General features: G+C 64.0%; 26 protein-coding genes. 15 read left to right on the top strand and 11 right to left on the bottom strand.

What is annotated here, in order from left to right:
- Position 1 precedes the first annotated feature (1 nt).
- Positions 2 to 1,042, top strand: a complete 1,041-nt coding sequence (locus P0D71_RS28935) for a zinc-dependent alcohol dehydrogenase family protein (protein ID WP_091793462.1) — start codon at positions 2 to 4, stop codon at positions 1,040 to 1,042.
- 329 nt (positions 1,043 to 1,371) lie between these two features.
- Here the strand turns inward: P0D71_RS28935 and acs are convergent, their stop codons facing one another.
- From acs to P0D71_RS28960, 5 genes are all read right to left on the bottom strand, one after another.
- The gene (gene acs / locus P0D71_RS28940; protein ID WP_091793464.1) at positions 1,372 to 3,348 is read right to left on the bottom strand and encodes an acetate--CoA ligase; all 1,977 of its coding nucleotides are present in this window, start codon (positions 3,346 to 3,348) and stop codon (positions 1,372 to 1,374) included.
- Positions 3,349 to 3,660: 312 nt separating this feature from the next.
- On the bottom strand, positions 3,661 to 4,332 hold the full coding sequence (locus P0D71_RS28945; RefSeq protein ID WP_408185743.1) for a nitroreductase family protein: 672 nt from the start codon (positions 4,330 to 4,332) through the stop codon (positions 3,661 to 3,663).
- Between the two features lie 39 nt (positions 4,333 to 4,371).
- Entirely contained in the window at positions 4,372 to 5,403 is a 1,032-nt protein-coding gene (locus P0D71_RS28950) for an Acg family FMN-binding oxidoreductase (protein ID WP_091793468.1), read from the bottom strand.
- Positions 5,404 to 5,503: 100 nt separating this feature from the next.
- Complete coding sequence (locus P0D71_RS28955; protein ID WP_408483219.1) at positions 5,504 to 6,967, bottom strand: MBL fold metallo-hydrolase RNA specificity domain-containing protein; 1,464 nt, start codon at positions 6,965 to 6,967, stop codon at positions 5,504 to 5,506.
- A 68-nt stretch (positions 6,968 to 7,035) separates the two neighbouring features.
- A complete protein-coding gene (locus tag P0D71_RS28960; RefSeq protein ID WP_091793472.1) occupies positions 7,036 to 7,275 on the bottom strand; it encodes a type 2 periplasmic-binding domain-containing protein in 240 nt (79 codons plus the stop codon).
- A gap of 546 nt (positions 7,276 to 7,821) precedes the next feature.
- Here P0D71_RS28960 and P0D71_RS28965 point away from each other — a divergent pair.
- Together P0D71_RS28965 and P0D71_RS28970 are read left to right on the top strand one after the other, a co-directional pair.
- On the top strand, positions 7,822 to 8,082 hold the full coding sequence (locus P0D71_RS28965; protein WP_408185747.1) for a hypothetical protein: 261 nt from the start codon (positions 7,822 to 7,824) through the stop codon (positions 8,080 to 8,082).
- A 13-nt stretch (positions 8,083 to 8,095) separates the two neighbouring features.
- Positions 8,096 to 8,956, top strand: a complete 861-nt coding sequence (locus tag P0D71_RS28970) for a potassium channel family protein (RefSeq protein WP_408483220.1) — start codon at positions 8,096 to 8,098, stop codon at positions 8,954 to 8,956.
- Here the strand turns inward: P0D71_RS28970 and P0D71_RS28975 are convergent.
- On the bottom strand, positions 8,901 to 10,028 hold the full coding sequence (locus P0D71_RS28975) for a PAS domain-containing sensor histidine kinase (RefSeq protein WP_408483242.1): 1,128 nt from the start codon (positions 10,026 to 10,028) through the stop codon (positions 8,901 to 8,903). The two genes, P0D71_RS28970 and P0D71_RS28975, sit on opposite strands and share 56 nt — an antisense overlap.
- Before the next feature lie 269 nt (positions 10,029 to 10,297).
- Here P0D71_RS28975 and P0D71_RS28980 point away from each other — a divergent pair, with 269 nt between their 5' ends.
- Positions 10,298 to 10,768 carry a hypothetical protein gene (locus tag P0D71_RS28980; protein WP_091793479.1) on the top strand — a complete coding sequence of 157 codons (471 nt, stop codon included), beginning with the start codon at positions 10,298 to 10,300 and terminating at the stop codon, positions 10,766 to 10,768.
- A 162-nt stretch (positions 10,769 to 10,930) separates the two neighbouring features.
- Here P0D71_RS28980 and P0D71_RS28985 read toward each other — a convergent pair whose 3' ends face one another.
- Positions 10,931 to 12,580, bottom strand: a complete 1,650-nt coding sequence (locus P0D71_RS28985; protein WP_408483221.1) for a bifunctional aminoglycoside phosphotransferase/ATP-binding protein — start codon at positions 12,578 to 12,580, stop codon at positions 10,931 to 10,933.
- A 307-nt stretch (positions 12,581 to 12,887) separates the two neighbouring features.
- On the opposite strand from P0D71_RS28985, the gene P0D71_RS28990 reads away from it, so the two are divergent.
- The 3 genes from P0D71_RS28990 to P0D71_RS29000 all read left to right on the top strand — a co-directional run bounded on the left by P0D71_RS28990 (position 12,888) and on the right by P0D71_RS29000 (position 14,439).
- Positions 12,888 to 13,316: an Hsp20/alpha crystallin family protein gene (locus P0D71_RS28990; protein ID WP_408483222.1), complete on the top strand. Its 429-nt coding sequence runs from the start codon at positions 12,888 to 12,890 to the stop codon at positions 13,314 to 13,316.
- 74 nt (positions 13,317 to 13,390) lie between these two features.
- Positions 13,391 to 14,041, top strand: coding sequence for a BON domain-containing protein (locus P0D71_RS28995; RefSeq protein WP_091793486.1), 651 nt, complete (start codon positions 13,391 to 13,393; stop codon positions 14,039 to 14,041).
- Positions 14,042 to 14,127: 86 nt separating this feature from the next.
- Complete coding sequence (locus P0D71_RS29000; protein ID WP_408185750.1) at positions 14,128 to 14,439, top strand: UDP-glucose 4-epimerase; 312 nt, start codon at positions 14,128 to 14,130, stop codon at positions 14,437 to 14,439.
- A gap of 84 nt (positions 14,440 to 14,523) precedes the next feature.
- Here the strand turns inward: P0D71_RS29000 and adhP are convergent, their stop codons facing one another.
- Positions 14,524 to 15,549: an alcohol dehydrogenase AdhP gene (adhP, locus tag P0D71_RS29005; RefSeq protein WP_408185751.1), complete on the bottom strand. Its 1,026-nt coding sequence runs from the start codon at positions 15,547 to 15,549 to the stop codon at positions 14,524 to 14,526.
- A 265-nt stretch (positions 15,550 to 15,814) separates the two neighbouring features.
- On the opposite strand from adhP, the gene P0D71_RS29010 reads away from it, so the two are divergent.
- Both P0D71_RS29010 and P0D71_RS29015 read left to right on the top strand, forming a co-directional pair.
- Positions 15,815 to 16,504, top strand: a complete 690-nt coding sequence (locus P0D71_RS29010; RefSeq protein WP_408185752.1) for a CBS domain-containing protein — start codon at positions 15,815 to 15,817, stop codon at positions 16,502 to 16,504.
- A gap of 44 nt (positions 16,505 to 16,548) precedes the next feature.
- The gene (locus tag P0D71_RS29015) at positions 16,549 to 17,049 is read left to right on the top strand and encodes a phasin family protein (protein ID WP_408303364.1); all 501 of its coding nucleotides are present in this window, start codon (positions 16,549 to 16,551) and stop codon (positions 17,047 to 17,049) included.
- A 65-nt stretch (positions 17,050 to 17,114) separates the two neighbouring features.
- Here P0D71_RS29015 and argF read toward each other — a convergent pair whose 3' ends face one another.
- The 3 genes from argF to arcD are packed head-to-tail and all read right to left on the bottom strand — an operon-like array spanning position 17,115 to position 20,885.
- Positions 17,115 to 18,113 (bottom strand): ornithine carbamoyltransferase, encoded by a 999-nt coding sequence (argF, locus tag P0D71_RS29020; RefSeq protein ID WP_408185754.1) that lies wholly within the window; start codon positions 18,111 to 18,113, stop codon positions 17,115 to 17,117.
- 45 nt (positions 18,114 to 18,158) lie between these two features.
- On the bottom strand, positions 18,159 to 19,376 hold the full coding sequence (locus P0D71_RS29025) for an arginine deiminase (protein ID WP_408185755.1): 1,218 nt from the start codon (positions 19,374 to 19,376) through the stop codon (positions 18,159 to 18,161).
- A gap of 27 nt (positions 19,377 to 19,403) precedes the next feature.
- A complete protein-coding gene (gene arcD, locus P0D71_RS29030; RefSeq protein WP_408483223.1) occupies positions 19,404 to 20,885 on the bottom strand; it encodes an arginine-ornithine antiporter in 1,482 nt (493 codons plus the stop codon).
- Positions 20,886 to 21,146: 261 nt separating this feature from the next.
- Here arcD and atpD point away from each other — a divergent pair, with 261 nt between their 5' ends.
- Genes atpD through P0D71_RS29060 form a run of 6 tightly spaced genes read left to right on the top strand, consistent with a single transcriptional unit; the run spans position 21,147 to position 24,614 of the window.
- Positions 21,147 to 22,622 (top strand): F0F1 ATP synthase subunit beta, encoded by a 1,476-nt coding sequence (atpD, locus tag P0D71_RS29035; protein ID WP_408483224.1) that lies wholly within the window; start codon positions 21,147 to 21,149, stop codon positions 22,620 to 22,622.
- On the top strand, positions 22,619 to 23,077 hold the full coding sequence (locus P0D71_RS29040) for a F0F1 ATP synthase subunit epsilon (RefSeq protein WP_091793526.1): 459 nt from the start codon (positions 22,619 to 22,621) through the stop codon (positions 23,075 to 23,077). The genes atpD and P0D71_RS29040 overlap by 4 nt, the downstream gene beginning before the upstream one ends.
- On the top strand, positions 23,074 to 23,391 hold the full coding sequence (locus P0D71_RS29045) for an AtpZ/AtpI family protein (RefSeq protein WP_408303371.1): 318 nt from the start codon (positions 23,074 to 23,076) through the stop codon (positions 23,389 to 23,391). The genes P0D71_RS29040 and P0D71_RS29045 overlap by 4 nt, the downstream gene beginning before the upstream one ends.
- On the top strand, positions 23,384 to 23,677 hold the full coding sequence (locus P0D71_RS29050; protein ID WP_091793530.1) for an N-ATPase subunit AtpR: 294 nt from the start codon (positions 23,384 to 23,386) through the stop codon (positions 23,675 to 23,677). The genes P0D71_RS29045 and P0D71_RS29050 overlap by 8 nt, the downstream gene beginning before the upstream one ends.
- Positions 23,674 to 24,369: a F0F1 ATP synthase subunit A gene (locus P0D71_RS29055; protein ID WP_408483225.1), complete on the top strand. Its 696-nt coding sequence runs from the start codon at positions 23,674 to 23,676 to the stop codon at positions 24,367 to 24,369. Before P0D71_RS29050 ends, P0D71_RS29055 begins: the two co-directional genes overlap by 4 nt.
- The gene (locus P0D71_RS29060; RefSeq protein ID WP_091793534.1) at positions 24,366 to 24,614 is read left to right on the top strand and encodes a F0F1 ATP synthase subunit C; all 249 of its coding nucleotides are present in this window, start codon (positions 24,366 to 24,368) and stop codon (positions 24,612 to 24,614) included. The genes P0D71_RS29055 and P0D71_RS29060 overlap by 4 nt, the downstream gene beginning before the upstream one ends.
- Positions 24,615 to 24,622: the final 8 nt, after the last annotated feature.

Below are 24,622 nucleotides of genomic sequence, written 5' to 3' on the forward strand. Positions count from 1 at the left end.
CATGAAAGCATTGGTGTATCACGGCCCTGGAAAGAAATCGCTCGACGAGCGGCCCATGCCGCAACTCGCCTGCGCCACCGACGCCATCGTCAAGGTGACGCGCACGACGATCTGCGGCACCGATCTTCACATCCTGAAGGGCGACGTTCCGACGTGCCAACCCGGCCGCATTCTCGGTCACGAAGGGGTGGGCATCGTACAGCAGGTCGGCGCCGCGGTGAGTTCGTTGAAAGAGGGCGATCACGTGCTGATCTCTTGCATCTCCTCGTGCGGCAAGTGCGAGTATTGCCGGCGCGGTATGTATTCGCATTGCACGACCGGGGGCTGGATTCTCGGCAACCGCATCGACGGCACACAGGCAGAGTACGTGCGCATTCCGCATGCGGAGACGAGTCTTTATCCGATACCCGCCGGTGCCGACGAAGAAGCGCTCGTGATGCTCTCCGACATCCTGCCGACCGGTTTTGAATGCGGCGTCCTCAATGGCAAGGTCCAGCCTGGCAGCACTGTCGCAATTGTCGGCGCGGGCCCGATTGGACTGGCGTCGCTGCTGACCGCGCAGTTCTATTCGCCGGCCCAGATCATCATGATCGATCGCGATGCAAGCCGCCTGGAGGTGGCGAGCCGTTTCGGGGCGACAGCGTGCATCGACAGCGGAATGGCCGAACCCATAGCCGAGGTGATGAAACTGACCGGCCATGTCGGCGTGGATTGCGCGATCGAGGCGGTGGGCGTGCCTGAAACTTTCGAGTTGTGCGAGGCGCTGGTCGCCCCTGGGGGCGTGATCGCCAATATCGGCGTGCATGGGGTCAAGGCGGATCTGCATCTGGAAACGCTCTGGGACCGCAACATCTCCATCACCACACGCCTTGTCGATACCGTCAGTACGCCGATGTTGCTGAAGACGGTAGGTTCCGGCAAGCTCGATCCTGCCAGGCTGATCACCCACCGCTTCCATCTCGAAGACGTGTTGAACGCCTACGAGACTTTCGGCTCCGCGGCGGATTCCCATGCGTTGAAGGTCATCATCGAAATGTCGTAGCGGCGGTGTCGGGTCGGCACAGCCGGGAGCCAGGATGCTGGCGAGGAAGTCGATTCGATCTGCCGCAGCGCCGCTCAGTTCAGGGTGGCGTCAGGGTGGCGCAACCGCAACGCTGTGGCAGCAAGCACCGTGCGCAGAAGGCCCGGTTAATGCGTTGCGCCGCTTTTCCTGAACCACGGGTGCCACACAGGAGCATACGGCAACGCTGAAACGAGGGTTGCGCGCGTGCACTCACGGCGCACGCGCGGCATGGGATTGCGTCGGGCATTGCTTCGGAAGAGATGAGCGAGGGCTAGTCGCTCATCGGGTTGGCGGCAGGTCGCGGCAGGTCAGGTGGCGTCGGCGAACTGCGAAATCACCGCGGGGTTCTCCACCGTCGAGGTGTCTTGCGCGATGACCTCTCCTTTGGCCACCGAACGCAGCAGCCGGCGTACCACCTTGCCGGAGCGCGTTTTCGGCATCGCGTCGCCGAAGCGGATGTCCTTGGGCTTGGCGATCGGGCCGATCTCCTTGCCGATCCACGCGCGCAATTCGTCGGCCACGCGCTTCGCGTCGGCTCCGGACGGGCGCTCGGCCTTCAGCACCACGAACGCGACGATCGCCTCGCCGGCTGTTTCATCGGGGCGCCCGACCACCGCGGCTTCAGCCACCAACGGATGCGCGGCCAGCGCCGACTCGATTTCCATCGTCCCGAGCCGGTGCCCGGACACGTTCAGCACGTCGTCGATACGGCCAGTGATGGTGAAGTAGCCGGTCTCGCGGTCGCGGATTGCGCCATCGCCCGCGAGATAGAGCTTGCCGCCGAGTTCGTCGGGAAAATAGCCGTTGCGAAAACGCTCCGGATTACCCCAGATGGTCCGGATCATGGAAGGCCACGGTTTGCGGATGACGAGCACGCCGCCGTTTCCATTTGGCACGTCCTGGCCGGTTTCATCGACGATTGCCGCGTCGATACCGGGCATCGGCAAGGTGCATGAACCCGGCACCAGCGGCGTCACGCCCGGCAGCGGGGAGATCATGTGTCCGCCCGTTTCCGTCTGCCAGAAGGTGTCGAGCACAGGACAACGACCACCGCCCACGTGCCGCGCGTACCACGTCCAGGCGCTCGGGTTGATCGGCTCGCCGACCGTGCCGAGCAGACGCAGACTGCTCAGGTCGAAGCTGTCCGGATGCACCGCATGATTCGCCTCGGCGGACTTGATGAGTGAGCGGATAGCTGTCGGCGCCGTATAGAAGATGCTGACCTTGTGGCGCTGGATCATCTCCCAGAACCGTCCCGCGTTCGGGTAGGTGGGCACGCCTTCGAAGATCACCTGCGTTGCGCCGACCGCGGTCGGGCCATAGCAGATATAGGTGTGACCGGTGATCCAGCCGATGTCAGCCGTACACCAGAACACATCCGCCGGCTTGATGTCGAAGGTCCACTTCATCGTCACGGCAGCCCACAGCAGATAACCGCCGGTGCTGTGCTGGACGCCCTTGGGCGTGCCCGTCGAACCGGAGGTATAGAGCACGAACAGCGGATGTTCCGCGCCGACCCACTCGGGCTCGCAGGTGTCCGGCTGGGCCGCTTCGAGTTCGTGAAGCCATTTGTCGCGCTCGGCGATCCACGGAATCTGGCCGCCCGTGCGCCGATAGATCGCCACCGTCTTGATGCCGGCGGTGCCGCCCATCGCGAGCGCTTCGTCGACGATCGTTTTGAGGGGCAGCGTCTTGCCGGCGCGAACCTGCTCGTCGGCGGTAATGATGGCGCACGCGCCGATATCGACGATGCGTTCATGCAGCGACTTGGCGGAGAAGCCGCCAAACACCACCGAGTGCGGTGCGCCGATGCGCGCGCAGGCGAGCATCGCGACCACGCCTTCCACCGACATCGGCATATAGATCGCCACGCGGTCGCCTTTTTTCACGCCACGCGCTCGCAGCGCATTGGCGAGACGGCATACGCGGTGATACAGGGCCTGATAGGTGACATGAGTGATCTTGCCGTCGTCCGATTCGAACACGATCGCGGTCTTCTCCGCCAGTCCGTTGATCAGATTGCGATCGAGGCAGTTGTACGAAGCGTTCAGTTCGCCGTCTTCGAACCAGCGATAGAACGGCGCGTCGGTATCGTTCAGCACTTTCGTGAATGGGCGGCGCCAGTCCAGGTGTTCCCGGGCAAGACGCGCCCAGAAAGCTTCGTGATCCTGGCTCGCTTCGGCAACGAGGGCGCGATAGGCTTCCATGCCGTCGATGCTGGCATCCCGGGTAAGGGGTATTTGCAATGCGGTGGAGTCGGACGGGGCGGTATCGATGGTAGACATAGTCTCCTCACATGAGTCATGAAGGGATAAAGCACGTTAGTGCTTTACCGATGCGGGATGGCTCTTGTCGGCCATGCGGCGCCGGCATCCGAACTCGCATTGCAGCGTGGACGGGCCGGCGTCAGATCAGCGTGCGTATGGAGCCACTATGAAGGCGCGGCGGCTGGCGCCATTGATACACATCAACTGGAACGCGCCGCGCCGCCAAGGTCGTCGTGGGATTTTCCGCGCGCGACACGAGCCGCGGGCGTCAAATGCGCAAACGCGGGGCAGCGGATGCCGCGCACAGGCGCCGCATCTAAGCAGGATCGTTCAGGAAGCCGGATCGCTAAGATCGAAGTGGCCGACGGTTTGTGCCAGCACGGGCAAGCTCTCACGCGAGAGACGCATTTCGGCGCCCAATGCGCTGCGGTTGAGCCAGCTTCGCGCGGCAACCGCGAGCCCCGCGGCGGCGCAAAACAGGTAGACGTTCTGCACGATCGTGCCGGCGCTTGCATACGCGAACGGCTCACGTTGCGACGGGGCGATGTCGTGCATGCGTGCGAGGTCAGCCACGTAGACCAGTTCGAGTGGCGCTTCGCCGACGAAGTCCTGGTAGCCCGTCAGTGCGCGCAAATCGGCAGCGCTCACCAGTTCGAGGCAGTGTTCCAACGGGTCGTAGCGGTACATGCCGCCGGCCAGCGCCGCATAGATGTCGATTTCGTGCAGGGCGAGGACCGATGGCGCCGTGCGTCCGCCACTGTCATCGGCCCCGCTGCGGTTGACGCCGTTGGCGGCCCAGAGCAACTGGCCAAGCGTTGCTTCGTCGAGTTCGGTCGTCGCGAAGCGGCGCGTGGTGCGCCGCTCCGAGAAGGCGTCCATGATCGGTCGGCCGCCGCTGCGCACGGGCGGTGGCAGCGTGATATGCGAGACCGGGTGGCCAACGACCGGGCGCGCGCGAGCGGGATCGCGCGTGGCGGTGCCGAGTCTGAAGAAATGTTTCATCGCAGCCTCATCGAACAGGCGTTGGGCAGGCGTCGGTCCTCAGGACACGACTTCGGCAAGCGGACGGCGCGGCGAATGAGGCGCCGGCTTGCCGCGGCCGACGCGCAGCAGCAGTTGCGGTACGGCGTCCATGGCCAGCGTGGCGCCCAGCCGCTCACGCAGAAGGGTCAGTTCGATCGGCTGGTTCAGATACGACGCCGTGATCCCGGCATTTGCGGCGACCAGCAACAGTCGTTCGAGCGCCTGGCCGGCTGCCAGCCACGCGGAGGCGTCGTCCGTCGATGTCGATATGCAGATGAGCAGCGGCGACCCCGCGGCCAGCGCATGATGGGCCGCGGCGAGTCCGCCGCCGAGGTCGAAGGTCCGGATCACCGACGTGAGCAACGGCGCGGCCAGATCGAGCAGCACGGTCATCCCGGCGGACAGCGCGGGCATGCCGTCTTCACGGCGCCGCGGATGAATCCAGCTAGCCAGTTCGCGGCGAAAACGCGGGTCCTTGAACTGGACCCGATCGGCCTCGGCGACCAGCTCGGCAAGACTCTCGCGCAGCGGCGCGCTGGAGATGCAGACCACATCCGCGCCTTCCGCCTCGGCGGCATCCGCGAGTTGTTGCTGGATCAGCGAGGGCAGCGGCTCATCCGCAAAAATTTCGCGGGTCGTGACGCGGCGGGCAATCGCCTGGAAGAGCGGCGCAAGACTGGCGTCGCAATGACCGTCGTGAACGATTCGCAAATGCGCCAGCACGTCGGGATCGGCGCGCGATGGAAACAGCGTGATGGCGTACGCGAGCCCGAAGTAACTCAGCGCCACGCGCAGATTGAACAGCGCCGCGCCGCAACTCATGATCAGTTCGCGATCGAAGGGATCGACCACGGGCAGTGCGCGCAAACGATCCGCGCACACGGTCACGCTGTCGCCATCCAGAATGAAGTGCCACGGTTGCGTGTTGTGGTTGGACGGCGCCAGCACCGCATAGCGCAGCGCAAATCGCAGTTTCGCTTCGACGCTGGCGGTGGGGTCAAGCTGATGTTCGTCGACGGCCCAGGCGCCCGTCTGCGGCAGTGCGCTCATGTCATGGTCTCCTGCACGATTCCATTCTGCCACTGTGTCAGGTGCGCGCCGCGCGCGGATTGATCTGGATCAGTTCGAATTGAACGGAGAGCGACGGCTTCTATTCGTTGGACCGGTCGCTTGCGCCAGTCGGCGTCGGCACGCTGTGGTCCGGCGCTGCATTCGCGATGGCGGCACACGGATCGACGCCCACCGTTCCCGCCGATCCGGGCAATTCGACGCTCTCGAGGTAGAGTGGCACCTCGCAGCGCCAGTGAAAGGTTTCCTCGATGTGACGGCGCATCGCATCGGCGGCGGCGGGTTCGCCGTGCGTGACGAAGGTGCGCTGCGGCGGCTGCGGAATCGAGCGTAGCCACGACAGTGTCTCGGCGTAATCGGCATGGGCCGACAACGACGACAGGCTCACCACCGAAGCGCGCACACGCACGTAGTCGCCGTGAATCTTGATCGTCGGCGCGCCGGCGGCGAGCGCCGCGCCGCGCGTGCCGGCCGCCTGGTAGCCGACCAGCGCGATCGTGTTGCGAGGATCGGGGGCGAAGGCTTTCAGGTGATGCACGACCCGGCCGCCCGTCGCCATGCCGCTGCCCGCGATGATGACTCGTGGACCATTCAGACCCAGAATTGCTTTGGATTCTTCGACGGTGTGCACCATGTGCGCGGCGTTGCTGATTGCGTTGGCTTCTGTCGAACTCAGCCGGTGTTCGCCGACGTGATGCCGGTACAGTTGCGTGACGCTCGTCGCCATCGGACTGTCGAGAAAAACCGGCACGTTCGCCATGCGGCCGGTGGCTTTCAGTTGCACGATGTAGTGAAGGATCGATTGCGCGCGCCCCACCGCGAAACAGGGAATCACGACGACACCTCCGCGCCGGAAAGTGCTCGCGAAGACTTCCGCCAGTTCGGTGGCGGGATCGGTCCTGTCGTGCAGGCGGTCGCCGTAAGTGGATTCGACGATCAGGTAGTCGGCACGGGCGAGCGGCATGGGCGCGCGCATGATCGGGTCGTCTGGGCGGCCGAGGTCGCCCGAGAAGGCGATGACCTTGCCCTCGACGCACAGCACCACGCTCGCGGCGCCGAGAATGTGCCCGGCCGGCAGCAGGCGGAAACACGCATGGTCGTTCAATTGTTTCGGCACGTCGAACTCGCGCGGCTTGAGCAGCTCAAGCGCATTCTCGGCATCTTCCAGCGTATACAGCGGCAGCGCCGGATGATGTTTCGACAAACCGTGGCGGTTGGCGTAGGCGGCTTCTTCTTCCTGCAGTCTGGCGCTGTCGCGCAGCATCACCTGGCACAGGTCACGGGTGCCGCGAGTGCAATAGACCGGCCCGCGATAGCCCATGCGCCTGAGCACCGGCAGGTAGCCGCTGTGATCCAGATGCGCGTGGGTCAGGATAACGGCGTCCAGTTTTGCGACGTCGATTGGCAAGGGATTCCAGTTGCGCAGACGCTGATTCTTCGTGCCCTGAAACAGGCCGCAGTCGATCAGAATCCGCAGGCCAGCGCCTTCCAGTAGATACTTCGAGCCGGTGACGGTTTCCGCCGCACCAAGAAAGGTCAGCTTCATGTCGCACCTTCCGTCAGAAATGGCCGCGCGTGGCCGTGAGTGATGTTCAACGCGAGTTCAACGCGCGTTCAACGCGCCGCGGTTTGCGTGGAGCCGTTGCAAAGCGCTCGAGCGAAGCGCCGGAAGGCGTTGAGCGAGCCGGCAATGCTCTGGTATTTTTCGCCGCCGATCTGGCCGTCGAGCGTGACCAGCATGCCCGCCTCGCGGGCCAGCGTGAGAATCCGGTTGATATCGTCGGTGGCGTCGAGTGCTTCGCGCAGCGTGCCGTCAGGCGACATCGTGTGGGCGTGCAAAGCGGTGGTCGGCATGATGGTCTCCTGATGACAGGGCAGGTATGACAAGACTGCGTTTCCTGCCGCGTGAACGTATCGATTGGTGCTTCGGATGAATTCAGTATTGGTCATCGAGCAGGCGGGTTAAATCAGGTGTCGCTGAGACTAGGGTAGGTGTTCCTGCGTCAATGTCAGCCTTTCCCTACACGGCCGGGCACGATGGATGTTAGGGAAAACGCGGCGTAGCGCCATGCTGTTCCCACGCTGGACGATGATCCAGGTCAAATGCCTTGGGGCGTCCTGCCCATACTTTTGTAAATGGGTAACTTTCTAAAAACAGGCCAGTGGTGTGCAACGGCGCATTGCGCGGTTGAACGTAACAATGGGCAGGCTGATATGAAATACGGGCGGCTGGCAGCTTTTGCGCTGCCGATAATCATCCTTGCTGGCTGCAGCACCGAAGCGAGCGTCTCCGCGCACCGCGACACCGAGATCGCGCTGGAAACGGCGCGCGAACAGGCGCACGTGGACTGTTCTTCTTCTGCCGAATGCGAACGGCTATGGAGCCGCACGAGACTGTACGTGGCACAACGCTCAGTGACGCCGATCCGGCGCGCGGACGACACGGCGATCGAAACGGCAGAGCCGCACATGTTCGGCGCCGTCTATGTGTGGGCAACGCGGACAAGCAACGCCAGCGGCGTGTCGACCATCGAGGTCAAAGGCATGTGCCGGGGTATGTACCGCGCGGACGGCAATCCCGGATGGTTGTACGGAACGTGTGCTAAACAGATCCGCTCGGTCGAAACGGATTTCCGCGCGTTCGTCGGCGCGGCGTCATGACAACGGTGGCGATATGAAGGAGAGTTGGCGCATTGCCGGTCTCGCCGGCGTCGACCCTCACGACGACGCGCGAGCTGTGCGGGCATGGCGCTGGATGCAGTGGGTGTTGTTCGCTTTGAGCCTGCTCGCCATTCCCGCGTTCTATTTCGAACTGGCCGCCGCCTCCCCGTTTCATCTGGCCGGCCGTGCGCTCTACGCCTGCATGTCCGCCGGATACGTGGTGGTGCTGGCGCGAATGGCCTGTTTGAGCCGCAAGCCCAAGCGTTTCCTCATGCGCAACGGTTACGATGTCCTGATCGCGGCCAGCTCGGCGATCAGCGTGGCGTGGGGCGTGTCGACGTGGTCGTCTGCCGAATGGGTGTTGCGCATTGTTTTCGTGGGGCTGGTGGCGGCGCGGATCGTGTTGTCGTTACGAGGGTTTTTCTCGCCTGGGCGCTTGGGGTTGCTGCTGGTGACAGCCGTGTTGCTGCTCGCGTCCGCGGGCGCGGGGTTTTACTGGCTCGAACCGGGCGTGCATACCTACGCTGAAGGCGTCTGGCTCGCATTCGAAAGCAGTGCGACAGTCGGCTATGGGGACATGGCGCCGACCACGCCTGCGTCACGTGTTCTCGCGGCCTTCGTGGTGTTGCTCGGCTATGGTCTGTTGTCGCTGGTTTTCGCCAGCATTGCCGCGATTTTCGTCGAACAGGAAGAGCGGATTCTGCGGCGCGAAATGCATCGCGACATCAAGGCGTTGCGCGACGAGATTGCCGAGTTGAGAAAGGATGTGCAGTCCGCAGGCGGCGAAACACGCGTTGCTGCGGTTGCATGCGAGCCTGTCAGCCCGGCTGCGTCTCATCCGGGCGAATCGCACTCAGCGGAATCTTCGCGGTGATTCGGAAGCCGTGGCCTGGCGCGGTGTCGATCGCCAGGCGGCCATGCAGTTGACGTACGCGTTCGCCCATACCGAGCAGACCGAACGAGCCGCGCCTGCCCGTGTCTTCGAGCAGCGCCCCGCAGCCGTTGTCTTCGATATGAAGCGAGCAGGTGTTTGGATCGCTCGATATTTCGACCACCACCCGGCTAGCCTGCGCATGCCGGGCCACATTCGTCAGCGCTTCCTGCACGATGCGAAAGAGCGCGGAAGACGCGAAAGGCGTGAAGCCCGTATCGTCGACGGTGTTGTGAAGCGTGGCAACCACGTTGAAGCGTTGCGTGAAATCGTCGGTCAGCCATTCCAGCGCCGCGACGAGGCCGAGGTCGTCCAGCAATGGCGGGCGCAAGTCGGAGGCGATACGCCGTAGAGACGCCACCATACCGTCGATCTGACGTTGCAGTTCGCTCGCGGCGGTGAGTCCTTCCGGATCACTCGCGTTCTCGCCCATGCGCCGTTCCAGCGCGACGACGCCCATCTTGAGCGCCGTGAGCTGCTGGCCGAGGTCGTCATGCAGTTCGCGGGCAATTCGTCTTTGCTCGTCTTCGCGCGTGCGCTGAATCTGCGCGGCCAGTTCGCTCGCATGCTCGAGTTCGGCGAGGCGCATGCGTTCGGTCATGTCGCGCGTAACCTTGGCGAAACCGAGCAATGCACCGGCCGCATCATAAACTGCCGTGATCGTCACGTCCGCCCAGAACCGCGAGCCGTCGCGCCGAACGCGCCAGCCCTGATCCGCCACCCGGCCCTGCGCGATAGCGAGCGCCAGTTCGCGTTCCGGCTTCGCGGCGGCGACGTCTTCGGGGGTGTAGAAGACCGAAAAATGGCGGCCGATGATTTCGCCGGGCGCATAGCCCTTGATCTTGTGCGCGCCGCCGTTCCAGCTCGCCACGCGGCCGTCCTGATCGAGCATGAAGATCGCGTAATCCTGCACCGCGTCGATCAGCAAATGATAGCGGTCCTCCACCGGTACGTCGGAGTCGTTGGCTGAGGCGGATTTACGGTTTGCTTCTTTCCAGTTGAACACCACCGGCATCTCCGAAAAGTTGGTCAATGGCGAACGACCGGTCCACTGCAATGATAGCGAGATCCACCGAGGTTACGCCGAATAATTCCTTTCCGCCGACGATAGCCGGCGCAACTGCGCGTGCCATCTACGCGCGCAGCAAGCCATTCGATGATTGATGCATGTCAACCGGCTTCCAGGGGGCACGCCTACATTGGACTGACTACTGCCGTGCGCGTGCTCGTCGCTGCGTCCCACAGCGCGCAGGCGGACCGCTTCATCACGTCAGGAGGTCCATTATGACCGGCAAATCCGTCACGCCCTTCGAGCTGTTCCGCGCCAATCTCTCGTTCGCGCTGCAGGCGCTGAGCTTCGGCCACCAGGCCCGGCAGCAGGCATGCGAGTTCGAGATGCAGCGTATACGGCGTGATCTGGAGGCGGCACGCGCGATTGGCAATGCCGCTTCGGCAGCAAAGGACTGGAGCGCGCTCGCCGTATCGTGGCAAACGGTGTTGCGCGACTACATGGCGACCACAACGAATCTCTGGCAGCAAGGCCTCGGCGCGGCGGTGCGGCTGCAAACCGGATCCTTCGAAGGCATGCGTGAAGCGTTTGCGACCTGGCAGGCGGTTTCGACTGACCAATGGCCCACGCAGGCCGCGATGAATCCCGTCATGCAGCCTTGGCAGGAGTGGCTGCAGCGCGTGGAAAGCGCGGCGGGCATGCCTCGCGGGCGAGCACTCGGCGGCGATGTCCTCCATGAACGCTAATCGGCGAGTTCGGCCGCGGCGCCTACCGCCGGTAAGCGCCGGTGGACCAGCCGCAGGAGCGAGGGCATCCTGTCGGCTAAAGGCGTTGCGTCCATCGACGGCGGCATGCACATGCGCTGAAACGTTGAAGGTTTACCGTTTTGGTGGGTGTGTGCATCCGCGCTAGCCGTGCGCCGCTTCCGTCGGCGCGGCCGCTTCGGGTTCGCACAGCCGCCGCAGCAGTTTTCGCCAGTAATCCAGACGTCCGAAATCAGCGAGCGGAACCTCCGTATCGAAGCTCACCGTTCGCTGCATTTCTTCGGCGGAAAGCGGTTCCTCGTTGGCCATCTGGCGAATCAGCACGAGCGGGCCGGCATCCGACGCCGTGTGCGAAGCGGCGGCACGCGCCTGCACACGTTGTTCGAGTTGACGCGCTCGCGCATGAAAATCGAGCAGGAAAACGGGCACGCCGAGCGAGCGCGCGAGCGCGACGAAGCGGGCACGATGCGCTCGCTTGAGAAAAGTCGCGTCGACGAGCGCGGGGTAGCCCGCCAGCAGCACCTGTTGCGCCAGCCCTTGCAGCAGGTCGTAATGCTGATCGATCGAGTGCGGCGTGTACGCGTTTGCTGGCAGAGGCCGGGGATCGACGGGGGTGAACGGACGACCGCGTTTGCGCTCGATATCGCTCGACAGTCGCACGGCGCCGAGCAGGTTCACTAGCGCTTCGCTCGCCACCGATTTGCCCGAACCGCAATAGCCGTGACATAGCAGCAAGTAGTGCCGCTGTGGCGCGCTCAGGCGCTCCGCCAGATTCAGGTAGGCAGCGGCTCGCGCGAAGTGCTCATCGTGCGGTTGATTTCGTGTTTTCAACAAGGCGACGAGGGCACGCACCAGCGCGCGATAGACCATGTAGTAACGCAGCGCAAGCAACGCCGCGAAATCTCCCGTGCGTTGCAGCCAGCCGTTCAACAGCCGTGCTGCCAGATCCTGCCGTCCGCATGCCTGCAGATCCATCAAGGGAAAGCTCAGGTCGCTGGCGACGTCGATCCAGCGCAAGGCGTCGTCGAACTCGATGCAATCGAACATGAGCACGCGCTTGCCGCGGCGCACGATGTTGTCGAGGTGCAGGTCTCCATGACACTCGCGCACAAAGCCGCCTCTACGGCGCGCGTCGAAGTGCCCGGCAAGGCGTTTGCCTTCGCTCTCGCACCAGGCAGAGAGGCGCGCAGGCAAGCGCGCCCCGGTCTCACGTTCGAGCGCCTCCAGCACGGTGCGCATCTGCTGCTGAACAAACGGCGCCGACCCGAAGACCGCCCGAGTCGGCTTGCGTGGTGACTGCCGGTGGACCGTGGCGAGTTGCGCGGCCAAGGCGTCTATTTCGGCAAAGCCGAGTTCGCCGCGCGCCTGCAACGCCTTGAACACGTCGTGTTCGTCGAAGCGTCGCATCCGGACCGCGTGCTCGGCGGTGTCGCCTGTCCCTGCGATGCGATACGCGCGTCCGCGGCGCGTAATCGATACGACGCCGCAATAGAGTTCACGTGCGAGCCGCCGGTTCAGTCTGAACTCGTCGGCGCACGAGCGCTCGCGCGCTTGCCCCTGCGTGAAGTCCACGAAGCCCGGATCGACGCGCTTCTTCACTTTGTATGCGTAACGCCCGGCCAGGTACACGACCGAGATATGTGTCTCGATACGGCGAATGCGTCCCGCCGGATGGCCGTAGGTAGACGACCTCTGCATGGCGCGGTCGAGCGCACGCCAGCCTCGTTGCGCGAGCCGCTCGCGCTGCCGTAGGTGAACCGGACGCTGATGTGCCGGTGAAAAGTCAGCAGGCATGGAACTCTCCGTCGCACGATCATGGTTTCTTCAGAATAGATGCGGCCCATCGTGCGGGGTTGACCGACGTCATGCTTTTCGAGGTCTCGGACTGCGATGTGGGCCGCTTGACGCACGTCAATTCGCGAGTCGAAGGCGAGCATAGAGTTACCGGTACAGCCTGCTCGTCGCGACGGTGAACGCCGTGCATCGAAGCGCGCTGCAGTGCACCGCTCCCGTCCTGAAGATCTAGCGTGAAAGAGGCGGTATGAGGCGTGCGACGCGAATGCAAATCCATGATGTGATTGACTAAATCAGGAGCAGTACGATGAGCAACTTGACCCGATTTGATCCGTTTCCCCTCGAACCCATGTCCGAACTCTTTCAAGGTTTGTTCCGGCCGCTGCGCGGCGCGGGCGGCGAAGCGCCGCTTGCCGATATCAAGGTCGACGTGACGGAAAGCGATAACGCGTACACCGTGAAGGCCGAACTGCCGGGCGTCGAGAAAAAGGACATCGACGTAAAAATCGACGGCAACCTTGTTTCGATCAGCGCGAAAGTCGAACGGAATCAGGAAATGAAAGAGGGCGAACGGGTGATTCGCCGGGAACGCTATGCAGGCGCTGTCAGCCGCGCCTTTTCATTGGCGAGCGAAGTCGACGAGAGCGCGGCGGCAGCGGAGTACAAGGACGGCGTGCTCTCGCTCACGCTGCCGAAGAAGGCGGCTTCCGAACGCAAGCGCCTGCAGATCAATTGATCCGGGGCCGCGCGGAGCACCGCGGTTTCGTGGGCCGCGCGGGCTTTTAGCCGTATGCCAACAAGGAGCACGCAATGAAGTCGGACATGGAATTGAAGCAGCAGGTCGAAGACGAACTGGCTTGGGATCCTGCGGTGACCGTCACGGACATCGGCGTTGAAGTGCATGACCGGGTCGTGACGTTGTCCGGGCATCCAGTGAGCTATGCGGAGAAGCTCGCGGCGGAAAAGGCTGCGCAACGCGTGGCCGGCGTGAAGGCTGTCGTAGTGGAACTGAACGTTCGCCTGCCGCATTCCGACGTGCGCACCGACGAAGAAATCGCCAACGCCGTTCGTTCCATCTTGCGCTGGACGGTCGGTTTGAGCGAAGAGTCGGTCAAGGTGCAGGTCGAGAAAGGTTGGGTGACGTTGAGCGGCGAGGTCGACTGGGCGTATCAGAGCCATGTCGCGATGCGTACCGTGTCGCACATGCGCGGCGTGACAGGGGTCTCGAACCTCGTGCGGATCGGCGGTAACGTGGCCGCGCTCGATATCGGCGAACAGATCGGCAAGGCGCTGCAACGTCACGCCGAACGCGAGGCGAAGCACATTGCCGTGAAGGTGGATGACGGAACCGTCACGCTGACGGGCTCGGTCGATTCGATGGCGGAGCGCTCCGCCGTGCGAGGTGCGGCGTGGTCGGCGCCGGGTGTCCATGCGGTTATCGACAATCTGACCGTGGGATAGACAGGCGCCATGCGCCGCCCGGCTGCGGACGGGACGGGCGCCGCGCAGGTGGCGTGAGCCGTGCGCGGGCGCATGAACGGTGCAGCATGGACGGCAATCCATGGGCGGCGCACATTATCAAGGAGCGACACATGACGATCTCGGGTAGTGTGGGTGACGGCGACTGGTCGGTCGCCGCAACCACACATCGCACAGCGGGCGGCTTCGATTGCTCGATCCAGCTCAGCCACCACACCCCAGAGGGCATCTTCAAACACGAGTTCAGACACAGCAGTGTTTTTCCTACCGAGCGCGAAGCGGTTCTGGCGGGTTTGCGCGAAGGCATGGACTGGGTCCGCCTCAAGATGTCGAATACGCTGTCGGTTCTGCCGGGGGGATGTCCGGCCGAGCCTAAGTGATTTCTGACTTTTGTCGCGCGTTCGGTTTAGTTCGCTTTTTTTAGTTCGTTTATCTCGCCATCCCGTCACTCGCTCAGTCGACCTTCAGTCGAGCTTCAGGACAATACGTCCATCTACCTTCCCGCTCTTCAAATCGGCGAAAACCTGATTGATATTGTCCAGCCGATCGAGATGGATTCGAGCGCGCACACGGCCTTGCGCGGCGAATTCGAGCGATTCCTGCAAGTCCTTGCGCGTGCCGACAATGGAGCCGCGCACGGTAATGCCGTTGAGCACGGTCGAGAAAATCGGCAGCGGGAATTCGCCCGGCGGCAGACCATTCAGCGCAATGGTGCCGCCGCGCCGCACCATGCCCAGTGCCTGAGCGAAGGCGCTGCGCGATACGGCGGTGACGAGTACCCCGTGCGTTCCGCCGATTTCCTTCTGGATCGCCGCCGCGGCGTCGCATTCGGAAGCATTGAACGTGAGCGTAGCGCCGAGTTCGCGGGCGAGAGCGAGCTTATCCGCTGAGATGTCGACCGCTACCACGCGCAGGCCCATGGCAATCGCGTATTGAACCGCGACGTGGCCGAGCCCGCCGATCCCCGAAATCGTGATCCATTGACCCGGCCGCGTGTCCGTCATGCGGATGCCTTTGTAGACGGTCACGCCCGCGCAGAGGATCGGCGCGATATCTTCGAACGTGACTTCGGCTGGCAGATGGCCGACATAGTCCGGATCGGCCAGGACGTACTCCGCGTAGGCGCCGTTCACCGAATAGCCCGTATTCTGCTGCTCGTGGCACAAGGTTTCCCAACCGCCAAGGCAGTGCTCGCAATGACCGCAGGCGGTATAAAGCCACGGCACGCCGACACGATCGCCTTCCTTCACGTGTTTGACGCCTTCGCCCACAGCGGCGACGTAGCCGACCCCTTCGTGGCCGGGAATGAAGGGCAGCGTGGGCCTGACCGGCCAGTCGCCGTCAGCCGCGTGCAGATCCGTGTGACATACGCCGGACGCCTTGATGTTGACAAGAATCTGACCGCGACCGGGCTTCGGGACGGGGACCTCTTCAATGCGCAGCGGAGCGCCGAACTCGTGAACGACAGCAGCTTTCATCACTTGGGCCATAACCTTTTCTCCAGACGTTGAACGCGTGGCGACCAGTATCTCTGTCACGCATACGGTGCAATTGACTTGGGTCATCCAATGGCTACGCGGCGCTATTCGGATCACGCTCGCGCTGTACCACCTTCGAGATGATCCACGTCAAACGGGAGGATGCGGTGGCGGCCTAATCTGAAGTCACCCGAGGGCTCACCGGCTTCGAGATATTGACAATCGAGACGGGCCGGTCCCGCGAATTCAATGATCCTAACTGTTCAGGAGGCTCACTATGCGCGCATCCGATGTCATGACCACCAACGTCATCTCTGTCACCCCCGACATGACCGTGCGGGACGTCGCCAGAATTTTCGTCGATAACGGCATCAGCGGTGCGCCGGTGCTGGATCCGGAGGGTCGCATCGCGGGCATGATCAGCGAGGGCGATCTGCTTCGCCGCACCGAAATCGGCACCGACGAGCGCAAGCGCGCTTCATGGCTCGACGTCTGGTCCGCGAACCATGAAGCGCGGGATTACATCAAGACCCATGCGGTGAAGGTGCGCGATGTCATGACCGCCGACGTGGTGACCGTTCAGCCCGACACGCCGCTCGGCGAAGTGGCCGGCATTCTCGAGACGCGGCGCATCAAACGTGTTCCCGTGACGCAAGCGGGACGGCTCGTGGGTCTCGTGAGCCGCGCCAATCTTGTGCAGGCGCTCGCAAGCGTGCCGGACGAGCCGACATCGGATGTAACGCTCTCGGACGCCGAGATCCGCGCGATGCTGATGGGCGAACTGGCGGGCCGCAAATGGAGCTTCGCCGGCCGCAATATCGTCGTTACCGATGGCGTGGTGCACCTGTGGGGCGTATTTCATGCGCTGGAAGCCGTCGACGCAGTTCGCGTGGCGGCGCAGAACATTCCCGGCGTCAAACGTGTGGAGGATCACACCGAGCCGTATCCAGTGATGCCGGGCATCTAGCGGACCAGCGAGCCGGCGCGTTTCGGCAATCAATTTTTGGAGGCATGATGGCTCAGATCATTCCCGGGCAATGGCTCAACATGGAAAGCGCCGGTTTCGACAATCTGTTCGGCGTAACGACGCGCAGCTTCGAGGCTTTTGAGCGGCTCACCGCGTTGAACCTGGAGGCGATCCGGTTTGGACTTGCCGAAACGCAGGAGGCGATGGCCCGGACATGCGCGGCAGACAATCTGCCGGAGATGCTGTGTCTTCCCACGTTGCTGGCGCCTGTGGGCGTGGCCCAGGCGCTCTCGTACAGCCGGCAGTTCTTCGAGATCCTGTCGGACCTGCAGCGGGACGCCGCGCCGCCCGCCGTTGGCGCGGGGCGGCAACGGCATCCGGCCGACAGCCTGGTGGGGGGGCTCGCCACCCAGGCGCTCGTGCCTGCCGAGGTGGTGGGCGAGCCGCAGACGTCTGCCGCGCCCGCCGTCGCAGGGGCGGACGCTACTGAAAATGAGAAAACGTCTGCGCACAAAAAGCCCATCCAACCGATGCACACGGAATAGCGGACTTCGGTCGGAGGTTCGGTCGGTGTCGAGTCAGTGTCGAAGCTGCGCATCGTGCGCCGACTTTAAGCGAGGGTCGCCACAAGCACGGCCTTGATCGTGTGCATGCGGTTCTCGGCTTGCGAAAAGACGATCGACGCATCCGATTCGAATACCTCGTCGCTGACTTCGAGTTCGGACACGCCGAAATGCTCGTGGACCATCCGGCCGGTTTCGGTGTCCAGATTGTGATAGGCCGGCAGGCAATGCATGAAGCGGGTGCGCGGGTTGCCGGTCGCTTTCATCAGCGCGGCGTTGACCTGATAGGGTTGCAGGAGTTCGATCCTCGGACCCCACGCGTCCACAGGTTCGCCCATCGACACCCAGACGTCCGTGTAGACGAAATCGACGCCGCTCACCGCCTCATGCGGGTCCTCGACGATCGTCACGCCGGCGCCGGTGCGCTCGGCGAGCAGGCGCATTTGCGCGACCAGTTCGTCATGCGGCCACAATTCGCGTGGCGCCGCGATGCGCACGTCCATGCCCATCTGCACGCCGCCGATCAGCAGCGAGTTGCCCATGTTGAAGCGGGCGTCGCCGAGGTAGCAGAACGACAGCTCATGCAACGGCTTCTCGCCGAATTCCTGCATGGTGAGCAGGTCGGCGAGCACCTGAGTCGGGTGGAACTCGTCGGTGAGGCCGTTCCAGACTGGAACATGCGAATAGGTCGCAAGATCTTCGACCACGCTCTGATGAAAGCCGCGGTATTCGATACCGTCGTAGAGCCGTCCGAGTACCCGTGCCGTGTCCTTGAGCGACTCCTTGCGGCCGAGTTGTGAACTCGCGGAGTCGATATAGGTGACGTGGCCGCCCTGGTCGTGCACGGCAACTTCGAATGCGCAGCGCGTGCGCGTCGAGGTCTTTTCGAAAATCAACGCGATGTTCTTGCCATTGAGCCGCGGGACTTCGTTGCCCGCGTATTTGGCGCGCTTCAGCTCGGCGGCGAGATCGAGCAGGAAGCGGATGTCGCGCGGCGCGAAGTCCTGCATGTTCAGCAGACTGCGATTGCGTAGATTGAATGCCATAGGCGAATTCTCCAAAGGGTGCGGCGCGTGTTTCGCGTCAGAGGGTCAGAGGGGGGCGCGTTCGATCGGGCAGGTCATGCAATGGCCGCCGCCGCGTCCGCGGCCCAACTCGCCGCTCGGGATCGTGATGACTTCCACCCCCGCCTTGCGCAGCAGCGTGTTGGTGTACACATTGCGGTTGTAAGCGACGACGATGCCCGGCGCGAGCGCGATCACGTTGTTGCCGTCGTCCCATTGCTCGCGCTCGGATTCCCACGTGTCGCCGCCGGTGGCGACGGTGCGCAGCGTGCCGATGCCCAGCGCCCGCGCGACCACTTGCAGAAACGGTGCGCTTTCGGGGCGCACGTCGAGCTGACCCGGTAGCTTGCCGGGGCGCAGACTCGTGCAACGGATGGCATCGACCACTTCCGGAAAGATCGTGACCAGGTCGCGATCGCAGAAGGTGAATACCGTGTCGAGGTGCATCGCGCCGCGCGAGCGCGGCAGTTGTGCGGCGATCACCTGCTTGACCGATTCGCGAGCGAACAGCGCGCGTGCGAGTTGCGCGACACCTTGCGGCGAGGTCCGCTCGCCCATGCCGATCAGCACGACGTCGCGCGACAGCGGCATGACATCGCCACCCTCGAGCGTGGCGCCACCGTGGTCCGCCTCCGGGCCGCCCCACCAGATGCGCGTCCCGCTGCTGAAGAGCGGATGGAAGCGGTAAATCGCGGCGGCGAGCAGCGTTTCCTGTTGCCGCGCCGGCCAGTACATCGATCCGAGCACGAGGCCGTCGTTGATCCAGCAACTGCTGTCGCGCGTAAAGAGCGTGTTGGGCAGCGGCGGGAGGATGAATCCCGCAGGCAGCGTGCATTGCGCGAGCAACCCGTCGGCCTTGAACGGCAATTCCGCCCGAACGATTCCGCCGATCAGGCGAGTCGCCAGTTCACTCGGCTCCATCTCCTGGAGCCACGGCCGCAGTTGTGCCGCCAGTTCCGCATCCACGGTGCCGGGCGCGAGCTTGTGTTCTAGCACCCAGTCGCGCGCCTCACGGCCTCGCAGAATGTCGGCCAGCAGATCGTGCATCTCGAGCACGTCGACGCCGTGCTCCTGCATCGTGCTGACAAACGCGTAATGGTCGTTCTTCGCCTGCGATACCCACAGCACGTCGTCGAACAGCAAGTCGCGGCAATTGGCGGGTGTCAGGCGTGCCTGCGCAAGTCCCGGGCGGCAGACCATGACCTTGCGCAGCGTGCCTGTTTCGGAATAGACGCCGAATGTCATCGAGTTTCTCTCCTGAAGATCGCCGGATTACAAGCCGAGCGCGCCGGTGGACAGCAGCCACGCCGCCACGGCCGCAAGAACGAGCAGGCCCGCGAGGATCGCCGCTTCGAACGGCTTGAACAGACGTGCGCCGCGTTCGCGCTTTGCCCAGCCGTACAGAAGCACGCCAGGCGCATAGAGCAGGGCGGAGAGCAGCAGATACTTGGGCCCGGCGGCGTAGAGCAGCCAGCAGCAATAAACGGTTGCGGCCGCACCGATCAGCATGTCGCGGGTTCGGGTGCCTTCCGCCGCCGCGTAGCCCTCGCCGCGTATGGCGATGCGAGTCGCGTAGACGGCGGAGAACAGGTACGGGATCAGGATCATCGAAGTCGCGAGCGAGATCAGCGCCAGATAAGTCGCGTTGGAGACGAGCGTGATGATGAGAAACAGTTGCACGAGTCCGTTCGTGACCCAGAGTGCATTGGCGGGTACGCCGTGACTGTTTTCGCGCGCCAGAAACTTCGGCATGACGCCGCCGTTCGCCGGCGTGAAGAGTGTTTCCGCCGCCAGCAGGGTCCACGCCAGTAACGCGCCGCCGACCGATACCAGCAGGCCGAGACTGATGAGCACCGCGCCCCAGGCGCCGACGGCCTTGTCGAGCACGCCGGCCATCGACGGATTCTTCATCGCGGCGAGTTCGCCTTGCGGGACGATCCCGAGCGACAGCAGGGAGACCGCCATCAGCAGGACCAGTACGACCGCGAAGCCGAGCAGGGTGGCGCGGCCGATATCCTCGCGCCGCTGCGCGCGGGCTGAGAACACGCTGGCGCCTTCGATGCCGATGAACACCCACACGGTGATCAGCATGGTGCTTTTGACCTGCGTGAAGACGCTGCCGAGCTTCGCATTGCCCCAGAAGTCCTGCGCAATCACATGGCTTCTGAATGCGATGGCCGCGAGCACGATGAACAGCACGAGCGGAATCACCTTGGCAACGGTGGTGATCGCGTTGAGCACCGCCGCGCTGCGCACGCCGCGCAGGATCACCGCATGCATGATCCATAGCGCGATGGAGGCGCCCAGCACGGCCGCGGGCGTATTGCCCTCGCCGAACACGGGGAAAAAGTAGCCGAGCGTGCCGAACACGATGACGAGATAGCCGACGTTGCCGATCCACGCGCTGACCCAGTAACCCCAAGCCGAATTGAAGCCGACGAAGTCGCCGGCACCGGCCCGCGCGTAAGCGTAGATGCCGTTGTCGAGTTCGGGCTTGCGGGTCGTGAGCGTCTGGTAGACGAAGGCGAGCATCAACATGCCGACGCCGGTGATCAGCCAGCCGATCAGGACAGCCGCGGCGCCCGCGCCGGAAGCCATGTTCTGCGGCAGGGAAAACACGCCGCTGCCGATCATCGAACCGATCACCAGCGCGGTGAGCAGGCCGAGCCGCAATGGTTTTGCCACGGCGTTGCCACTCCGGCCGGCCGGCGCGGGAGTGGAGGGTGCCGAAAATGAATCTGCCAGGTTCTTCATGACGGACCTCACCGTTCATCAGATAGCTGGATTAGGTCACTTCGTGAAGGCTTGGCCGTTGATCTGGATCAGTCCGCGCAAGGTCGCGCCTTAGCGGGGCATGTCAGGCGATTGGGCGAACGGTTTGCGCGGGTCTGTGCGCAGCCTACGTATTTCTCGGTCCTATCTCTCAGACATTTGATGAAAGTCAGTTTCGCGGCGCATTCCAGGAATATCTTTTGATTGGTCAGCCACCGCCGCGCAAACCCGCAAACCCCGACCATGCCCACTCGTCCAGCAGCAGCGTTTTCAGCCAGCCCGTCGACTGCACGGGATGGCAGCGTTGTTGCCGTGCGCGGCGCGATCGTCGATGTCCGGTTCGACGGTGATTCGCTTCCCCCCGTCGGCGATGCGCTCGTTGTCATGCCGGACGATCTCGCGCCGGTGCTCGCCGAGGTGCAGGCGCATCTGAGCGAAACCATGGTGCGCGCGCTGGCCTTGCAGACGACCGCCGGGTTGCGGCGCGGCACGCGCGTGCGAGCCAGCGGCGGCCCCATTGAAGCGCCGGTCGGCGAAGCCGTGCTCGGCAGGCTGCTCGACGTGACCGGCGCCACCCGCGACGACGGCCCGGCGCTTCCCGCGCAGATCGAGCGTCGTCCGATTCATCGCGCGGCGCCGCCGCTAGCTTTGCTGAAAGGCACCAGCACGCTGTTCTCGACCGGCATCAAGGTGATCGATCTGCTCGCGCCGCTCGCGCAGGGCGGCAAGGCGGCCATGTTCGGCGGCGCCGGCGTCGGCAAGACCGTGCTCGTGATGGAACTGATTCACGCGATGGTCGAGCGCTATGAAGGTATCTCGGTGTTTGCCGGCGTCGGCGAACGCTCGCGCGAAGGACACGAGATGCTGCTCGATATGCGCACCTCCGGCGTGTTGCCGCGCACGGTGCTGGTGTACGGGCAGATGAACGAGCCGCCGGGGGCGCGCTGGCGCGTGCCCTTCACGGCATTGACGATTGCCGAATACTTCCGCGACGAACGCCGGCAGAATGTCCTGCTACTGATGGATAACGTGTTTCGCTTCGTGCAGGCGGGCGCCGAAGTGTCGGGTCTGCTCGGGCGCATGCCCTCGAGAGTCGGCTATCAGCCCACGCTGGCCAGCGAAGTCGCGAGCTTGCAGGAGCGCATCGTGTCCGTGGGCGGCGTGTCGGTGACGGCGATCGAGGCCGTGTACGTGCCGGCCGACGATTTCACCGACCCCGCGGTGACCGCGATTGCAGCACACCTCGACAGCATGGTCGTGCTGTCCCGCGCGATGGCCGCCGAAGGCATGTATCCCGCCGTCGATCCGATCGCGTCGTCGTCGATCCTGCTCGATCCGCTGGTGGTGGGCGAAGAGCATGCGGCCGTGGCCACCGAGGTGCGCAGGATCATCGAGCATTACCGCGAGTTGCAGGACGTGATCTCGTTGCTCGGCGTGGAAGAACTGGGCGCCGAAGATCGCGCGCTGGTCGGCCGCGCCCGTCGCCTGCAACGCTTTCTGACCCAGCCGTTCGCGGTCACCGAAGCGTTTACGGGCGAAGCCGGCCGCTCGGTGGCGCTCGCCGACACGATTGCCGGCTGCAAAGCGATTCTCGCGGGCGAGTGCGATACGTGGCAGGAGAGTTCGCTGTACATGATCGGCTCGCTCGACGAAGGGCGCAGCAGGGAAGCGGCTGCCGCACAGCGACCCGCTGCTGCGGAGAAGGAGCCCGTGGCATGAGCAACAGCGCATTGAAGCTGACCATCGCCACGCCGTCGCGGGTATGGTTCGACGGCGTCGACATCGTTTCCTTGCGCGCGGAAGACGCAAGCGGTTCGTTCGGCATCCGTATTGGTCATGCCGATTTCGTCACGCAACTGACCTCTTCGGTGGTTCGCTGGACGGGTGCCGACAACGTGTCGCACTACTGTGCGGTGAACGGCGGCGTGCTGCTGGTATTGGGCGGCGCCACCGTGTCCATCGCTTGCCGCGAAGCGATTCCGGGCGATTCGCTGGAAGGCCTCGAGGTGCTGGTGCGCAGCCGCCACGCCGACGAAGACGACGCGGCGCGCCGTGCCCGGGTCGACCAGTTGCGGCTCCATGCGCGCGCGGTGCGTCAGATGCTGCGCTATTTGAGGCCGCGGCCCGGAACCGACAGTGCCAACCCGGCCGGCTCGGGAGCGACACCGCAATGAGCACGCCACGGCACGACAAGCGCAATAGCGAAGCCGACAGGCTGGCCGGCGCGGCGCAGCAGGCCGCGGAGCGCGCGGCGCGCGGGCGCGAAGAGCCGGAGCCGTCGCTCGGCAGCCGGCTCGGCCAGATCGGCATTCTTGGCTGGGCCATCGTCGTGCCGACTTTGCTCGGGCTCGCGTTGGGGCACTGGCTCGACCGCACATTCGGCACGCGGGTATTTTTCTCGGCGCCGCTTCTGATGTTAGGGGCGGCGCTCGGTTTCTGGTCCGCGTGGAAATGGATGCATCGTCAACAGGGAACACACCGTGAATAGCGCGCTGGCATGGCCGCTACCGCCGCTCGCCGCCCAACTCGTGATCGGACTCACGCTCGGCATGGTGGCCGGCGCGTGGCATTTCCTTTCGTTGCGCTGGAACTGGCCGCTGTTCGCAACGGGCAAAACGGCTGCGGCGCTCGCGCTGCAACTCGCGCGCATTGCGTTGACCTGTGCGGTGCTGCTGGTGCTCGCACGCATCGGTGCGCTCGCGCTGCTCGCCGGCATGGCAGGCGTGCTGCTCGCACGCAGGATCGCGCTACGGCGTTACGGAGGCCTGTCATGATCGAATCACCGCTCACGATCGCGCCGCTTCTGCGGATTGGACCCGTGGCGCTTACCTCGCCCGTGTTGATCACCTGGGCGATCATGGCCGTCGTCACGTTGGCGGCTGTCGTGCTGAGCCGAAGACTCTCGCTTGCGCCCGGCAAGACGCAAACCGCGGTTGAGCTGCTGGTCGAAACCATCGACCAGCAGATTCGCGACACCATGCAAACCGAGGCCGCAACCTATCGCGCGCTGATCGGCACGCTGTTCATCTTCGTGCTGGTCGCCAACTGGTGCGCGCTGGTGCCGGGCGTCACGCCGCCCACCGCGCACCTCGAAACGGATGCCGCGCTCGCGTTGATCGTGCTTGGCGCGACGGTCGTCTATGGCATTCGCAGCCGGGGTGCCACGGGCTATCTCGCGTCGTTCGCGGAACCGAGCTGGGTAATGATTCCGCTAAACGTCGTCGAGCAGATCACGCGGACGTTTTCACTCGTCGTGCGCCTGTTCGGCAACGTCATGAGCGGCGTGTTCGTGATCGGCATTCTGCTGTCGCTTGCCGGCCTGCTGGTGCCGATTCCGCTCATGGCGCTCGATCTGCTCACGGGCGCGGTGCAGGCCTACATTTTTGCTGTTCTCTCGATGGTTTTCATCGGTGCCGCGATCGGCGATCCGCACCATGTCAGTGTCAAAAAGGGCGAAGTCTCATGAATAACCTTATCGAAGTGGTCAGTATCGCCGCGGCAGCGCTTGCCGTTTCGTTCGGCGCGATCGGGCCGGCGCTCGCGGAAGGCCGTGCGGTCGCCGCGGCGATGGATGCGATCGCTCGGCAGCCGGATTCGGCGGGCACCGTATCGCGCACGCTGTTCGTCGGGCTGGCCATGATCGAGACGATGGCGATCTATTGCCTCGTGATCGCCTTGCTGCTGCTGTTCGCCAACCCGTTTGCGAAATAGGCGGACTC

Origin of the sequence: Paraburkholderia sp. RL17-383-BIF-A (genome assembly GCF_046028015.1) — a bacterium.
Classification (GTDB): domain Bacteria; phylum Pseudomonadota; class Gammaproteobacteria; order Burkholderiales; family Burkholderiaceae; genus Paraburkholderia.